The 16,596-nt window shown below is 35.0% G+C and carries 14 protein-coding genes and 1 riboswitch; of the genes, 7 read left to right on the forward strand and 7 right to left on the reverse strand.

What is annotated here, in order from left to right:
* Window positions 1–9: 9 nt before the first annotated feature.
* Window positions 10–762: an amino acid ABC transporter ATP-binding protein gene (locus tag A9G07_RS11610; protein WP_065735247.1), complete on the forward strand. Its 753-nt coding sequence runs from the start codon at window positions 10–12 to the stop codon at window positions 760–762.
* 39 nt (window positions 763–801) lie between these two features.
* On the opposite strand, the gene A9G07_RS11615 is transcribed toward A9G07_RS11610, so the two are convergent.
* Window positions 802–2,160 (reverse strand): MmgE/PrpD family protein, encoded by a 1,359-nt coding sequence (locus A9G07_RS11615; RefSeq protein WP_065735248.1) that lies wholly within the window; start codon window positions 2,158–2,160, stop codon window positions 802–804.
* A 186-nt stretch (window positions 2,161–2,346) separates the two neighbouring features.
* On the opposite strand from A9G07_RS11615, the gene folK reads away from it, so the two are divergent.
* The 3 genes from folK to gluQRS all read left to right on the forward strand — a co-directional run bounded on the left by folK (window position 2,347) and on the right by gluQRS (window position 4,340).
* Window positions 2,347–2,832, forward strand: coding sequence for a 2-amino-4-hydroxy-6-hydroxymethyldihydropteridine diphosphokinase (gene folK, locus A9G07_RS11620; RefSeq protein ID WP_065735262.1), 486 nt, complete (start codon window positions 2,347–2,349; stop codon window positions 2,830–2,832).
* A gap of 135 nt (window positions 2,833–2,967) precedes the next feature.
* Window positions 2,968–3,423, forward strand: coding sequence for an RNA polymerase-binding protein DksA (gene dksA, locus A9G07_RS11625; protein WP_065561769.1), 456 nt, complete (start codon window positions 2,968–2,970; stop codon window positions 3,421–3,423).
* A 35-nt stretch (window positions 3,424–3,458) separates the two neighbouring features.
* Window positions 3,459–4,340 (forward strand): tRNA glutamyl-Q(34) synthetase GluQRS, encoded by an 882-nt coding sequence (gene gluQRS, locus A9G07_RS11630; protein WP_065735249.1) that lies wholly within the window; start codon window positions 3,459–3,461, stop codon window positions 4,338–4,340.
* On the opposite strand, the gene moaA is transcribed toward gluQRS, so the two are convergent.
* Entirely contained in the window at window positions 4,320–5,294 is a 975-nt protein-coding gene (gene moaA, locus A9G07_RS11635) for a GTP 3',8-cyclase MoaA (RefSeq protein ID WP_065735250.1), read from the reverse strand. The two genes, gluQRS and moaA, sit on opposite strands and share 21 nt — an antisense overlap.
* A riboswitch (molybdenum cofactor riboswitch) is annotated at window positions 5,287–5,406 on the reverse strand. (Overlaps the previous gene by 8 nt.)
* 434 nt (window positions 5,407–5,840) lie before the next feature.
* Between moaA and ppnN the strand changes: the two genes are divergently transcribed.
* Entirely contained in the window at window positions 5,841–7,217 is a 1,377-nt protein-coding gene (gene ppnN, locus A9G07_RS11640) for a nucleotide 5'-monophosphate nucleosidase PpnN (RefSeq protein ID WP_065735251.1), read from the forward strand.
* A 73-nt stretch (window positions 7,218–7,290) separates the two neighbouring features.
* On the opposite strand, the gene radA is transcribed toward ppnN, so the two are convergent.
* The 3 genes from radA to A9G07_RS11655 all read right to left on the reverse strand — a co-directional run bounded on the left by radA (window position 7,291) and on the right by A9G07_RS11655 (window position 10,185).
* Window positions 7,291–8,667, reverse strand: a complete 1,377-nt coding sequence (gene radA / locus A9G07_RS11645) for a DNA repair protein RadA (protein ID WP_065735252.1) — start codon at window positions 8,665–8,667, stop codon at window positions 7,291–7,293.
* A 9-nt stretch (window positions 8,668–8,676) separates the two neighbouring features.
* Window positions 8,677–9,651 (reverse strand): phosphoserine phosphatase, encoded by a 975-nt coding sequence (gene serB / locus A9G07_RS11650; protein ID WP_065561764.1) that lies wholly within the window; start codon window positions 9,649–9,651, stop codon window positions 8,677–8,679.
* 192 nt (window positions 9,652–9,843) lie between these two features.
* Window positions 9,844–10,185, reverse strand: coding sequence for a winged helix-turn-helix transcriptional regulator (locus A9G07_RS11655; RefSeq protein ID WP_065735253.1), 342 nt, complete (start codon window positions 10,183–10,185; stop codon window positions 9,844–9,846).
* 105 nt (window positions 10,186–10,290) lie between these two features.
* On the opposite strand from A9G07_RS11655, the gene A9G07_RS11660 reads away from it, so the two are divergent.
* On the forward strand, window positions 10,291–10,833 hold the full coding sequence (locus tag A9G07_RS11660) for an NAD(P)H-dependent oxidoreductase (protein WP_065735254.1): 543 nt from the start codon (window positions 10,291–10,293) through the stop codon (window positions 10,831–10,833).
* A gap of 54 nt (window positions 10,834–10,887) precedes the next feature.
* Here the strand turns inward: A9G07_RS11660 and rsmB are convergent, their stop codons facing one another.
* Together rsmB and A9G07_RS11670 are read right to left on the reverse strand one after the other, a co-directional pair.
* A complete protein-coding gene (rsmB, locus tag A9G07_RS11665; protein ID WP_065735255.1) occupies window positions 10,888–12,174 on the reverse strand; it encodes a 16S rRNA (cytosine(967)-C(5))-methyltransferase RsmB in 1,287 nt (428 codons plus the stop codon).
* Window positions 12,175–12,209: 35 nt separating this feature from the next.
* Window positions 12,210–13,553, reverse strand: a complete 1,344-nt coding sequence (locus A9G07_RS11670) for a Na+/H+ antiporter family protein (protein ID WP_065561762.1) — start codon at window positions 13,551–13,553, stop codon at window positions 12,210–12,212.
* Window positions 13,554–13,997: 444 nt separating this feature from the next.
* On the opposite strand from A9G07_RS11670, the gene plsB reads away from it, so the two are divergent.
* A complete protein-coding gene (plsB, locus tag A9G07_RS11675) occupies window positions 13,998–16,430 on the forward strand; it encodes a glycerol-3-phosphate 1-O-acyltransferase PlsB (protein WP_218060069.1) in 2,433 nt (810 codons plus the stop codon).
* The last annotated feature ends 166 nt before the right edge of the window (window positions 16,431–16,596 follow it).

Consider the following 16,596-nt stretch of genomic DNA (forward strand, 5'->3'; position numbering starts at 1 on the left):
GAGAGCATGATGATTAGTGTATCTCATTTATCAAAACGATTTGGAAATAATGAAGTTTTAAAAGAAATAAATCTTAATATCAAAGAAGGTGAAGTAGTTGCCATTATTGGACCTTCCGGATCGGGAAAATCAACCTTATTGCGTTGTCTTAATTTACTTGAAAAACCTAATACAGGAACGATTCGTATTGATAAAGTAATACTCAATAGTGAACATTACAACCATAAGCAAGAGACCAATTTACGCAAACAATCAGCAATGGTTTTTCAACACTACAATTTATTTAGAAATAAAACAGCTTTAGAAAACATTACTTATCCATTAATTGTTGCACAGAAAATGAAGAAAAGTGAGGCACAACAGTACGGAATATCATTGTTAGAGCGAGTTGGAATGTTAGCTTATGCTGATCAATATCCTGTAACATTATCGGGAGGGCAACAACAACGTGTTGCAATTGCTAGGGCATTAGCTGTAAGACCAAAAGTATTATTATTTGATGAACCAACTTCTGCGTTAGATCCTGAGAGAGTTCATGAAGTTTTACAAGTGATGCTGAAACTAGCCAAAGAAAAGATAACTATGCTAATCGTAACCCATGAAATGGAGTTTGCAAAGTATGTGGCCGACCGCATCATCTTTATGGCTAATGGTATTATTGTTGAGGAAGGGCCAGCAAAATCATTAATTGATAACCCACAACACGAGTTAACTCAACGCTTTTTACGGCAACTCAATGATGATATTGATTTTGAAATTTAAGCTTATATTTATAAAATAATTAACTGTTTATAGTAGATATCAAAGCATTTTCCAATGCGATATGAGTAATTGTTTAATATCCATACCATTGGCTAGAGCATAGATATCAGACAATAATTGTTGTGCTTTAATTTCATTTTGCAATGCTCCAAATAACTTAGCGGCCAATTCTTGTTGGCTATAAGGATTTTTAGGTGATCCTTGAGGAATATCCACTCGTTGGCTAATTTTTTGTCCATCATTTAATACTATTTCAATAACGACATAGCGCTTATTATATGCATCAGGATGAGGGGTTAATTGTATATCATAACTACGCTGCATTTTTTGGATTAATTGTAGGATATTGTCAGCTATTGGCTTTGAAGCAAATTGTTCAAAATCGATAGGTATACCGAGTAAAATCAATGCTAAAATATATTCTGCTGAAAAACGTCCTTGCTCAGCTAATAATGGCTTTTTATAGATCAGTGCTGCATCACTATTAATTGGAGCAAAGAAAAGAGTAATATAATCAATATTATCTACATTAAACTTAGGATGCTTATAAATTAACTTACCCGCATCAGCAATATATGAAGCGGCAGAACAATATGAATAAGTCTTAAACCATAACCCTGGTTCAACAATCTTCCATGGCTTAGCCCAGACAGTTAAATCTAAATTATCATTGCCTTGTCCATATATTGATAAAAAACCGAGGTTATCATCAAGAAAATCCTTATCTGCTGAAATCCCAGCTCTTAACCATTCAACCGATTGTATAGCATGTTGTGCAGCCAATCCCGCATGCAAAAATTTTATTGGTGTCCCCATCATTAATCGCAGACCTGACGCTTGCGTCGCAGCTAAAGTTAATGCTTGAGCAAGAAATGGTTCATCATATAAATAACAAATAGCAGCTGTTGCGGCAATACCACCTAAAGTGATTGTTGTATGCCAACCTTTTTCATAATGTTCAGGATTGACACATCGTCCCAATAAGGCCATAACTTCAATACCTATTACATAGGCAGTTAAAAAACGACGACCATCTAAACGCGTTAATGAATCATCTAAGCGGATACTAGCAAATAAGGCTGATAAGATAACCGCTGATGGATGACCACGTACATCAATATGTACATCATCATAATCTAAACAATGTGCTTGAAAACCATTAAATAATGCTGCTTGCCGGCTAGTTGCTAACGTTTTTTGACCAATTAGCCAAGCTCGATTGTTGCCACCTTCATCATTTATCCAGGCCAGTAATTGCTGAACATTAGTTCCATTAGATGCCTGTAAGCTACTCGCAAAATAATCAATAACACCATTAATTGCACATTCAAGGACTGATTGTTGTTCAATAATTGGCGTATTTTTTATTAACAAACTCAATTGTTGACCTAAATGCATTATAAACTCTCATACAAATCTCAATAAATATTGAGCAAATAGTGGATGCTACATATGCGTTTAAAAGATTATATCGCTATATCTTAATAACTAGAAATAATCATTATTTAGCAATCTAGCTTGATAACACTTTATATGTGCTAAAATATCTCTATGCTTAAACATCACGAAAAAATACATCCAATTATGTCAATATGTTATATTGCCTTAGGCAGTAATCTTAACGATCCATTAGCTCAAGCTAATCAAGCTATTGCAGCCCTAAAACAATTACCCAATACCGTAGTTACTGACATTTCACCATTTTATCGCAGTAAACCGCTCGGTCCACAAGATCAAAATGATTACCTCAATGCAGTTATAAAGTTAACCACCTCACTTAAACCTATAGCTTTATTAGATGAACTACAAGCAATAGAAAAATCACAAGGTCGGGTACGCAGAGATAATCGATGGGGAGCAAGGACATTAGACTTAGATATATTATTATACGATGACTTAATAATAGACAACGATAGACTAACAATTCCTCATTATCATATGAAAAATAGAGAATTTGTACTCTATCCTTTATTTGATATTTCACCAGAACTCATCTTACCTGATAACGATAAGCTGTCTGATTTAATTAAAAAATGTCCTTTGAATAATTTAAAAAAATGGGATGAATAATTAATCTTATTAATAACATATAGTTGTAATATTCTGCACTTTTAGCACAAAAAAAATAGTAAAAAAAATTTGCCAAAGGCTAATTTATTGCTATAGTTTAGCGCTTGAAAATAATGTGTATTTAAGGGGATTGCTGTGAAAAAGGAACAAAAAGTAAATACATCTTCTCTTAGTCTGCTATCAATTGCTGGGCTTGAGCCTTATAAAGAGGCAAAAGGTGAGGAGTATATGAATCCTAAGCAATTGAAACATTTTAAACTAATCTTAGAAGCGTGGCTTTCACAATTACAAGGTGAAATGGGTAAAACTGTCTCTCATATGCAAGATGAGGCTGCTAATTTCCCAGATCCAGCCGACCGCGCAACTCAAGAAGAAGAGTTCAGTTTAGAACTAAGAGCGCGTGATAGAGAACGCAAACTTATCAAAAAAATTGAAAAAACATTAAAGAAAATTGAAACCGATGATTTTGGCTATTGTGAATCATGTGGTGTTGAAATTGGTATCCGTCGTTTAGAAGCAAGACCTACCGCTGATTTATGTATCGATTGTAAAACATTAGCTGAACTTCGTGAAAAACAAATGGGTATGTGATTCTCATTTAACTATTCTTTCTATCCTATACGCCCATGCAATATATTGGTCGTTTTGCTCCGTCACCTTCTGGACCATTACATTTTGGTTCGTTGGTGACAGCTCTCGGTAGCTACTTACAAGCCAAGGCCAGCAATGGTAAATGGCTTGTTCGTATTGAAGATATTGATCCTCCAAGGGAAGTCAAAGGCGCATCATCTTTAATATTAAAAACATTAGAAGCTTTTAATCTCTATTGGGATGATCAAGTTTTATATCAGTCTAACTGTAGTGAACGTTATCGATCAGTGTTAGCATCATTAATTTCTGAGCAAAAAGCTTACTATTGTGATTGTACCAGACAACGGATCCATAGCCTTAAAAACAATATTTATGATGGATTTTGTCGTGAGCGACATTTAACATTAAATAACGTTGCTATTCGTTTAAAGCAGAATCATCCGATTTTCTCTTTTGATGATAAAATTCGAGGTCAACAAAGCATTGATCATATCAATGCACTAGAAGATTTTATTATTCATCGAAAAGATGGATTATTTGCTTATAATCTAGTTGTTGTATTAGATGATAATTATCAAGGAATAACCGAAATTGTTCGTGGTGCAGATCTATTACCTGTGACCGCTAAACAGATTTCACTTTATCAATTATTTAATTTTACAATCCCAAATTACTGCCACTTACCATTAGCATTAGATAGTCATGGTCATAAACTCTCGAAGCAAAATCATGCCTCTCCAATTGATATAAAAAAAACCAAATTATTAACGGTGCAAGCATTACAATTTTTAGGTCAACAAATACCCGAAAATTGGCAAGATGCCACACAGAAAGCGTTATTAGATTGGGCGATATCACACTGGGACATTAATCATATTCCCAAACAAGACTGTATGTTAACCACCAATATAAGATAAATTAGGTGTGATACCTAAATGGTGGGTATGTAATAAATGTTTTTCAGGTTTTATTAATAGTGAAGATAAAATTCTAGCTTTAAGTTGCGCTTTTTGCTCAGAGCTTTGTAGTAAATCCCGTAAATCAACCGCTGCATCACCAAACAAGCAATAATGTAATTTACCGATCGACGAGACACGTAATCGATTGCAACTTTTACAAAAATCCTTTGAATACGGCATAATCAGACCAATCTTACCTCGATAATCACTATGCGCATAAACTTTAGCAGGTCCAGAGAACGCCTCTTTTGACTGTAATTGCCAACCTTGTTCAATAAGTTGTGATTCCATCACATGACCAGCTAAATGATAACGATTAAATAATTCACGGCTTTCTGTTGTTTCCATCAATTCTATAAAACGTAACTCAACTGAACGATCTTTAATCCAAGTTAAATAATCAGCCAGATGGTCGTTCATATTTTTCATCAAAACGGTATTAATTTTAACTTTCCTAATACCTACTTCTAATGATTTTTCAACGCCTTGAATCAGCTCACATAATTTATCTTGGCCTGTTATTTGTTTAAAAATGTAAGGAGAAAAACTATCAATACTAATATTAATAGCATTAAGTCCTGCTTGTTGCCAATAATGCACATTTTTTAATAACCGTGAACCATTGGTTGTGATAGCGAGTTGTTTGATACTGGGATAAGCAGAAATTATTGACAAAATATCAATAAAGTCTCGACGCAAAGTCGGTTCACCGCCCGTTAGCCGAATTTTATGTACACCAAGTTCAGTAAACGTTGACACAACATTGTCAATTTCATTTAACGATAAAAAGCGATGATCTTTATTAGGTCGATAACCATTAGGTAAACAGTATTGGCACTGAAAATTACACTGCTCGGTAATCGACAAGCGTAGATATTGAAATCGACGCTGAAAATTATCCATTAATTGCATATCACAAACACCTTATCCAAATCGGGAAGCATAGCCATTTCTGTGCTATACCGCGGCTAGTCCACCATATGAAACTCACTTAGGTGAAAAAGCTTCAGAGTTTGTTTAAGTCTAGCATAGACACTATTTATTGACTACGGACAATTATCACTATTCGATGATTGATTAGATGATTCAATTTCATCATTGTTCTTTTAAGTATAAATAACCGTGATGTAATTAAGTAAGTTGCCCTTCGACAAGATTAATAAAAGCGTTCGGTCTCCCTTTTCTCTCTTTTTTAACTTACTGCCCTTCCCCTTTAAGCAAATAAATTCCTTTTTCATTGATAACTCACTAACCTGATAAACTCCTTGAAGATTGTATAATATTCTAATTTTTTATCTTTTTTTCTTATTATGAGGTATTTATTTCATAACTAGAAAAAATTTTTTAATTCACCCTATTACCTCATATTTTTAGCTTATCTACAGCTTTGCTTAGTATTCATCATATTTCAGTATATAATGATTTCCTTGTCGATAAAACCGTCAAATGGAGGTTGTGATGATTACCCATATAAGCCCGTTAGGATCAATGGATTTACTTGCGCAGGCTGAAGTTGATATTTTAAAAAAATCAGCAAATAGCGAACTTTATCAATTATTTAGAAATTGCTCATTAGCTACCCTTAATGCGGGTAGTAAAACGGATAACACTAAAGAATTACTAGATAGATTTAAATCGTTCGAAATTAACGTTATCAGTAAAGAGCGTGGAGTTAAATTAGAGCTTATTGATGCTCCTGAAAGTGCTTTTGTCGACAAACGCATTATTCGCTCCATACAAGCCAATCTGTTTGCGGTTTTACGTGATATTCTTTTTTTAAATGGCCAAATTACGGCAATTAAACACTTGGTACCTAACGAGAAGCTTGAAAAAGAGCACTCCTATTACATCACCAATCTTGTTTTTTCTATTCTGCGTAATGCCAATGCCCTACACGTTGGCGAAGAGCCTAATCTAATTGTTTGTTGGGGTGGACACTCAATTAACGAAAGTGAATATTATTATGCTCGTCAAGTTGGTATGCAACTTGGATTACGAGAACTTAATATCTGTACAGGCTGCGGTCCGGGAATAATGGAAGCACCAATGAAAGGCGCCGCTGTTGGTCATGCACAACAACGTATAAAAGATAGTCGCTTTATTGGTATGACTGAGCCATCGATAATTGCAGCCGAACCACCAAATGCATTAGTTAATGAACTTATCATTATGCCAGATATCGAAAAACGACTTGAAGCGTTTGTTCGAATGGCGCATGGTATAGTTATCTTTCCTGGCGGACCTGGTACTGCTGAAGAATTGCTTTATATTTTGGGGATAATGCTCAATCCTGCTAATAAAAATCAGACTTTACCAATTATTTTAACAGGCCCAAAAGAGTGTGAAGATTATTTTGACGCGATTGATCAATTTATTCGTAATACTTTAGACGAAGAAGCGACTAAATTGTATGAAATTATCATTGATTCACCTGAACAAGTTGCTCGCATAATGAAACATGGGGTAAAACAGGTTAAATCATCACGGTTAGCAACTGGTGATGCTTATGGTTTTAACTGGTTACTCAAAATTGATGAAGCATTACAGCACCCATTTGAACCAACCCATGAAAACATGGCATCACTTAATCTACATAAAGATCAGCCAGTTGAATTATTAGCTGCTGATTTACGCCGTGCTTTTTCTGGAATTGTTGCTGGTAATGTTAAAGAGTTTGGTATGAAGCAAATTGCTGAACATGGTCGCTATAAATTGCAAGGTGATCCTGAAATCATGAAGCAATTAGATAATTTACTGCTTAGCTATGTAAAACAAGATCGCATGAAGCTTCCTGGCGGTAGTGCCTATCAACCTTGTTATGAAATTTGTTATTAATTAACTTTAATATTAGCCAGTTATACTTCGCCGATACAAAAATCGGCGGAGTATTTAGCAATATTTGAACACTCTAAAGATCACTTAAAATATCTAACGCTTCCGACACTTTCTTAACAGCAAAGATCTGCATATTTTCTGGCTTTTTCTTTGGCATATTAGCTATAGGCACTATTGCCTTTTTGAAACCATGTTTAGCGGCTTCAGAAATACGCTCTTGACCACTTGGTACTGGTCGTATTTCTCCTCCTAGACCTATTTCTCCAAAAATAACCACATCTTGTGGTAAAGGGCGATTTCGAAAACTGGATACCAATGCCGCAATCAATGCTAAATCGACACTAGTTTCGGTGACTTTTACCCCGCCAACAACGTTAACAAAAATATCCTGATCAGCCATTTGTAAACCACCATGGCGATGCAAAACCGCGAGTAAAAGTGCCAGCCGATTTTGATCAAGCCCGACAGTCACTCGCCTTGGATTGCCATATACAGAATGATCAACTAACGCTTGAATTTCAACCAGTAATGGACGAGTACCTTCCCATAACACCATTACCGAACTGCCCGATAACATCTCTTCACCACGACTTAAAAAGATTGCAGATGGATTACTGACTTCTTTCAATCCTTGTTCAGTCATAGCAAACACACCTAACTCATTGACTGCGCCAAAACGATTTTTATGGCTACGTAAAGTTCGAAATCGAGAGTCAGCATCACCATCAAGTAAAATTGAGCAATCAATACAGTGTTCAAGTACTTTAGGGCCTGCTAGTGACCCATCTTTAGTCACATGGCCAACCATAATAATGGCTATGCCTTTGGTTTTCGCAAAACGCGTTAAATAAGCTGCAGTTTCACGAACTTGAGCCACACTACCTGGCGAAGATTGAATATCAGCAAGATGCATAACTTGAATTGAGTCAATAACCATTAACTTTGGCTGTGACTGCTCAGCAAGTAAACAGATCTGCTCAATACTGGTTTCAGACAACATATTAATATTATCTGTCGGTAAACCTAAACGATGTGCACGCATCGCTACTTGTTGTAATGATTCCTCACCAGTAACATAAAGCGTATTCATTTGTGCTGACAGTTTACTCATGGTTTGCAGTAGCAAAGTACTTTTACCGGCACCGGGGTTACCACCAATTAAGATAGCACTACCTGGTACTACACCACCACCAAGTACACGGTCAAATTCAGAAAATCCAGTTGAAAATCTGGGTAAGGCTTCCAGACTAATTTCAGATAATTTTTGGATTTTAGTTTGCCCTGCACCACCGGCATAGCCGGTTAATCGGTCATTGCGTGATGAACTACTAGCTAACCTAACTTCAGTAATAGTATTCCATGCATGACACGCGCTACATTGACCTTGCCAACGAGGATAGTCAGCCCCACAATCATTACAGACATAAGCGCGCTTTACTGTTTTTGCCAAATTCTTCTCCTAGCCTTCACTTAATAAACTGGTAGATAAGATGCACCATAAACCGGTTAAATCAGCATAATTGATGCTGATTCTTGCTTTTTCAACGACTTTAGGCTTTCCATGATAAGCAACACCAAGCCCTGCAATTCTAATCATCATTAAATCATTTGCCCCATCACCAATCGCAACAGTTTGCTCAATAGGAATATCTAAAGAGGTGGCTAATTGTTGTAACATCCGTGCTTTATATTTAGCATCAACAATTTGCCCATTAACTTTACCTGTCAGCTTACCGTTTTTAATTTCTAATTCATTAGCGTGAGCATCAATTAGTTTTAACTTCTGTTTTAAATGATTTGCAAAATAAGTAAATCCACCCGAAACAATGGCAACATGCCAATTTTTTTTATGTAACTCTTTAACTAAATAAGTTAATCCTGGTGTTAATGGTAGACTCTCTTTTACTTGTTCTAAAATATCTTGCTGTGCGCCTTTTAATGTAGCAACTCGTTTACGTAAGCTGGTAGCAAAATCAAGTTCACCACGCATAGCAAGCTCAGTCACTGCAGCAACTTGTTCTCCGACACCGTGTAATTTTGCTAGTTCATCAATACACTCAATACCAATTGCGGTCGAGTCCATATCCATGACTAATAAACCTGGGGAATGCAATGTGGGTAAATTATCAATTGGTGAAACATCAATACCTAATGTTAGCGAAATCGATTTGGCTTTTTTCGGCATTACGCCAGCAATACGTACTATTTGATAGGTTTTAATTTTCCAAGATGAAACCACAACCATTGGCATTGCAAGTTGTCTTTGAAATTTTGAAAGCAGTGTTTTATTTAACTTTTTCCCATAAATAATCCAACCCGTTTTACCAGCATTGTAATCCAATGGAACAACTTCACAACCATTTAAAGACAAAGGTAAACCTTGCCAGTATTGAATATTTTCTGGGAGATCATTATAGGTTAATGTATAAGCCATATATCGAAAGTCTTAAAAATGTAAAACAGATTCGGAATTTACCATATCTACTAAAGATTGTCCAAGTAAGGATTATAAGAAGTTATTTCTTAAATTTTACGGCTCAAAAACCCCGTTCCTCAACTTTTTTTGCAAGAAATTTCATTGTTAATCAATAGTAATTAGCTTCAGTTTAGAAATGAAGAAAGAAGACTAAACAGATAGTCCCCACATACAAAGCTGTTCAAGTGCTGGGCCAATTTTTTCACCCAAAGGGGTTAATTTGTATAACACTTTAAGTGGTGGTTTTTCACCATATACACTACGAGTGATAAGTTCATCTTCCTCCAACTTTTTAAGCTGGATGCTCAGCGTCATATCAGTGATTTCAGGGATCACCACTTTTAACTCACTAAATCGTTTTTCACCAGAAAGCAAATAATAAAGGATAACACCTTTCCATTTTCCACCGATTAAATCCATAGCTAAACTTATTGGGCAATAATAAATTTTATTCTTATATCGTATTGATGATCGATGTTCACTGCTTTGCATACACATTCCTACTATCAAATTAGATAGATATTGCTGAAAAAATATTAATCACTAAACTAAAGAGAGTAACTAAATTTTTTATAGTATAAAAACAAAGGAACAATTATGCCATTAATTATTTTAGGTCACCCTAATATTGAACAATCAATTGCCAATAAAACGATTATTGAAACATTACAAGATAAAGTTAAGGATATTGAAATTCGTAATATTCACCAACTTTATCCAGATTACAAAATCAATGTACAAGAAGAACAAGCTGCTTTACTTAGACATGATCTTATCGTTCTACAATACCCTATGTATTGGTTCAACATGCCAGCAATACTTAAAATATGGTTTGATGAGGTATTAACCTATCAATTTGCTTATGGCTCGAAAGGCGATAAATTAAAAGATAAAAAGTTATTGCAAAGTTTAACTGTAGGACAAACAGAGCAAAATTTTCAAAAATATTCCCCTGAATTAATGAATCATTTACTTCAATCCGTTAAAACTTCAGCACTCTACACGCAAATGAAATACCTTTCCCCTGCCATTTTATATGGCGTGTCGCCTGTTATTGAGGGAGAAAAAACGACAATAAAAGCAAAAGCATTAAAACATAGTCAGCAATTAGTTCAATTGATTGAAAATTACAGTAAGTAGCGCAATGTTAATACATTAATCATTTTTAAACAGAGCTGGCATTGTAAAAATGTATTAACTACTTTTTTTTAAAACAGCATAGAAAAAGCCATCGCCGCCGTGTATAGTTGGTAAAAATTGTTTCGTATCACCCACAAGTTGGGCATTGCTGTTTTCTTGTAAAAACCGCTCAATTTGTAATCTGTTTTCATCAGGTAGGATTGAACAGGTAGCATAGACTAAAGTGCCACCTGTTTTTAAATAAGACCAAATATTGGTTAAGATCCCATGTTGCAACTCAGTGAGTTGCGCAATATCACTATCTCGCCGTAACCACTTGATATCAGGATGGCGACGAATTACGCCTGTTGCCGAGCATGGTGCGTCAAGCAAAATTCGGTCAAATTGTTTACCCGAGCACCATTTTTCAGGTGTAAGCCCATCACCCACTTTAACTTCTGCTACTTGTTTTAGGCGAGCCAGATTTTCTTCAATACGTTTAGCTCGACCCGCATCAACATCTACCGCTAATAAATTTGCTTTAGGTGCAATTTCTAAGATATGGGTTGTTTTTCCACCTGGAGCGGCACACATATCCAAAATTTTCTCACCATTTTGGGGTTCTAACAAATATGCAGCATATTGAGCAGATAAGTCCTGTACGGTAACGGCTCCTTCAGCAAAATAAGGTAATTTAGTTACATTTACAGGCGATAATAACCTGATAGCACAAGGCAAATCAGCAAAAGCTTCTGATTCAATTTGCCGTTCAGTTAACAATTGTTGATACTCACTAACAGAATAGTGATTAAGATTAACGCGTAACCACATTGGTGGTTTTTGGTTATTGGCAGAAATGATTGCTTGCCATTTCTCGGGGTAAGCTTGCGTAAGACGATTAACTAACCAACTTGGATGCAAGGTTTGAGGTGCTTTATCATCCTGTACAAATTTTCGTTGTAATGATTCTTGTTGGCGTAAAAATTCACGCAATACGCCATTTACTAATCCTTTGAGCGCTGATTTTTTTAAATCATTTACTGCATTAACTGTTTCACCTACAGCTGCATGTTCAGGTATTCTGGTATATAAAATTTGGTAAATACCCACTAACAATAAATAGTGTAGAACTCGATTTTTCCCAGTAAGAACTTTATTCATCAAAGTATGAATATAAAAATTAAGTTCAGGTAAAACACGCATCACACCAAAACAGATTTCTTGCATTAGCGCGCGATCTTTTTCTGCTACTTTATGGCTAAATAACGTTAAGGCCGTACTAAGCGATTGCCCCTCTTCAAGTACGTTAAAAATCGCTTGAGCACAAATAGCTCGAATATTTGAGTGTGACTTTTTATTCATAACCAATAATGACCTTAACTCATCAATCTAAATATTTATAAAATTAATGATCCCACCCAACCAGCTATAAACAATGGAATATTAAAATGGGTAAAGGTTGGAATAACACTATCTCTTATATGATCATGCTGACCATCACTGTTTAAACCAGCAGATGTTGCTAAAATAGTATCTGAAGGAGGTGAACCTGCATCGCCAATCGCTCCTGACGCACCAATTAAACAAACGGTTGCTATTGGTGAAAAGCCCAACTGAACACATAAAGGAACATAGATAGCTGCAATAATTGGTACAGTAGAGAAAGATGAACCAATACCAAGTGTAATGATCAAGCCAACTAACATCATCATAAAAGATGCAACTACTTTATTCCCCGCAAATAATGAGGCACTATTAACAACTAATGGTTCTATTTCATGAGTCTGTTTTAATACTTCAGCAAAGCCTTGAGCTGATATCATCACAAAGCCGATCATCGCCATCATTTTGATACCATCGGTAAAGATTCCGTCTGCCTCACCCCATTTAATTGAGCCTGAAGCAATAAAGCAGATAAAGCCTATTAAAGCACCTAAAATCATCGATCCAGTATAAAGTTGGACAGTAAAAGAGAGAATAATTGCTAATAATGAGACGACAAGTGAACGAGTACTTACATTACTAAACTCTTCGGCATGGCTTTCTTCATGAATCAGTTTATATTGTCTCGGTTTACGATAACTAACGAAAATAGCCCAAAGTAGACCAACAAACATACCAAAAGCCGGAATAGCCATAGCATGCATAACATTAACATGGCTAACATCCATCCCCGATGAAATAATATTTTTTAATAAGATTTGATTTAAGAAAATATTACCGAATCCGACAGGTAAAAACATATATGGTGTAATCAAACCAAATGTCATGATACAAGCAATCATTCGTCTATCTAGTTGCAATCTCGACATTACATATAATAGTGGCGGAATTAACAACGGTATAAAAGCAATATGAATTGGGATGATATTTTGTGAGGAAATACTAACTAACCCGATTATGATAATTAACAACCATTTAATTCGAGTTTTAGCATCATTAGTCGTTAACTGCTTAATGGCTTTGTCAGCTAACAATTCTGGTAATCCTGATTTTGAAATTGCTACTGCAAACGCACCAAGCATAGCATAAGAAAGCGCAATATTAGCCCCGTTGCTAATCCCAGTATTAAAAGCGTCAATTGTTTCTTTTAATGTTAAATGGCTACATAAACCACCGACAAAAGCACCAATGATTAAGCTAATCACCACATGAACACGGCAAAGCGAAAGGACTAACATTAAAATAACTGCAACAACCACTGCATTTACCGAGGAAAACAGCTCAAGAATAGTATTCATAAATAGATTCTTCGTAGCAAAATAAAGATAGTTATTCTAGGCGATAGATATATAAAGTGCAATTGTTAGTATACGCTTACTAGCGTAAATTATTTTTTAGGTAAGACTAAAGAAAACTTATAATAAATTTAATGCTAACATTGCAAATAAAGAATAACCGATTTGTATCCTTAATGAAAATTGTGTGAATAACTTGCTTTAATTAACGGTAATATTCAATTCATGCTGATATGGTGCTGATAGAAATAAACCTTTATAATACGTTGTCATTATCATAATGTAATCACTACAAGATTATGCAAATTTGCTATACTGTAACGCATATATACTTGGATTAATGTTTTTTATATTAGAGTATCATATCAATTTACAGCTTAAACATTCATTATTAGGTTGGTAAATAAATAACTTAAAATGATTTAAGTATATAGTTAGCAACAAAGTATGAGGTTTATTTTTATGTTTTCTTGGTGGACAAAAATTTATTTTTCACTAATTCAAATTCCTGTTAAGCTTTTTGTTAAAAGTAAACCAATTCCTACCGATCCCATTACTGAACTGGACCTCGATATCCATCGTCCAATTTTGTATGTGCTTCCTTATAACTCTCAAATTGATTTAATGGTAGTTAGGTCGCTTTGTCTAAAATATCATTTACCAGATCCTTTATTAGGAATTGATATTAATGATAAAACTGTACCTGCTTATATTTATATCGATAAAGGGCCAGGAATTTTTGCTTCAAGTAAACAAAAAAATAAATCTATCGAAATTTTAAGGGAATACATTTCAGCGCATCAACAAAATGATGAACTTGATGTTCAAATGTTGCCTGTATCTGTCATGTTTGGTCGTAAACCAGATAAAGAAGGCAAAAAAATGCCTTCACTGCAAGTGTTAGGTGCTACCTATAAACTTTATAAAATCTTAATTTCTGGTCGTGACTGCTATACTCGATTTTCTCGGACCGTATCTTTTAAAGATATTAAAGTCGACGATAAACAAGATATTTCTGTTTTAGCTCATAAGCTTGCACGTGTAGCACGTATTCACTTTGCTAAACAAAGAGCGGCTTCTGTTGGTCCTAAATTGCCTGTTAGACAGGAAATGCTTAATAAATTATTAACTAACCCAGCTCTTGCTGAGGCAATACAAGAAGAAGCTAAAAGTAAACATATTGGGCTAGATAAAGCCAAGAAAAATGCTTTATCACTTCTAAATGAAATCGCGGCTAATTTTTCTTACCGCATGCTAAGAGTGACTGACTTTGTTCTTACTTGGGCTTGGAACAGACTTTATCAAGGTTTAAAAGTAACAAACGCTGATCCAGTTCGAGAGCTTGCTGAAAATGGACACGAAATCGTTTATGCACCATGTCATCGAAGTCATATGGACTATTTGTTATTGTCTTATGTACTTTATCGGCAAGGATTAGTTCCACCACATATTGCAGCTGGTATCAATTTAAATTTCTGGCCAGCAGGCCCTATCTTTAGGCGCTTAGGGGCATTTTTTATCCGCCGTTCATTTAAAGGTAACAAACTCTATACCGCCGTATTTAGAGAGTATTTAGCAGAGTTATTTATCCGCGGTTATGCCGTCGAATATTTCATTGAAGGCGGGCGCTCACGCACAGGAAGACTACTCGACCCTAAAACCGGAATGTTGTTGATGACAATCCAAACTTTATTACGGGGTGATACACGCCCAATCACAATTGTCCCGGTCTATATTGGTTATGAACATGTTTTAGAAGTTGCCACTTATGCTAACGAGCTGCGTGGCGCTAAAAAAGAAAAAGAAAGCTTGTGGAGCACAATTAAAGCCTTCTTCAAATTAAAAAAACTAGGCTTTGGCTACGTTAACTTTGGTAGCCCAATACCTTTAAATCAATTTTTAAATCAGCATATACCTGAATGGCGAGATGCTATTGATCCTACAGGAACACAGCGCCCTAATTGGTTAACACCAACAACTAATTTGCTTGCGAAACAAATTATGGAGCACATCAATTCTTCGGCTGCGATTAATGCTATGAATTTATGTTGTTCAATATTATTAGCCGCTGATCAATGCACATTAACAAAAGTAAAATTATTAGAGCATTTAGATTATCTTTTAAAATTATTAAAAAACATTCCTTACTCTGATTTGATTACCATTCCCGATCAAACTGCCGAAGAGATGTTTGAACATGCCAAAGAAATGGGTAAATTTGTCATTACTACTGATGAAGTTGGTGAAATGGTGGGGTTAACTACCGAACAAGCAGTATTGATGACCTATTATCGCAATAATATTCAGCATTTACTGATTATACCGGCAATTGTGGCTAGAATTTTACTTAAACATAATCGCATTTCAATTGATGAAGTACTTATGCAGATTAAATTGCTCTTCCCTTTAATAAAATCAGAGCTATTTTTATATCATAATGAAGATCAATTAACTGAATACGTTAATAAAATTATTGCAACTTATGCTGATTTGAATCTAATAAGTTATTCACCTGATAAATTAACATTGAATTACTTAAAAATGTCAGGATTACAGTTGTTAGCGTCATCATCAAGAGATACATTACAACGCTATGTCATTGCATTTTCATTGTTGCAAAAAGATCCAACAATTAGTCGTGCAACCTTAGAAAAAGAAGGACGTTTAATTGCAGAACGGCTTTCAATATTACATGGTATAAATGCTCCTGAATTTTTTGATAAAGGTGTTTTTTCAACACTAGTTGCTTCGCTTCGGGAACAAGGTTATTTAGATGATAAAGGTGATGCAAATTTACCGAAAATCGAAACTATGAATAATATACTTAAACCATTAATTACTAACCGTGTAATGCAAACAATTGATGAAATCAATCCTTAAAAATTAAATTATCTTGGGCTTACTTGATTATTTTGGGTAAGCCGAATAAACTTCAATCATTAAATAAAGTATCTTTTTTTATGCTTTATCACTGTTTTCTAAATAATTTTATTCTTTATAATCTTCATTAACTAATTTAATAAATAGCACCATTGTTTTTTGACAT

The organism is Gilliamella sp. wkB72 (assembly GCF_001693745.1).
GTDB classification, from domain to species: Bacteria; Pseudomonadota; Gammaproteobacteria; order Enterobacterales; family Orbaceae; genus Gilliamella; species Gilliamella apicola_E.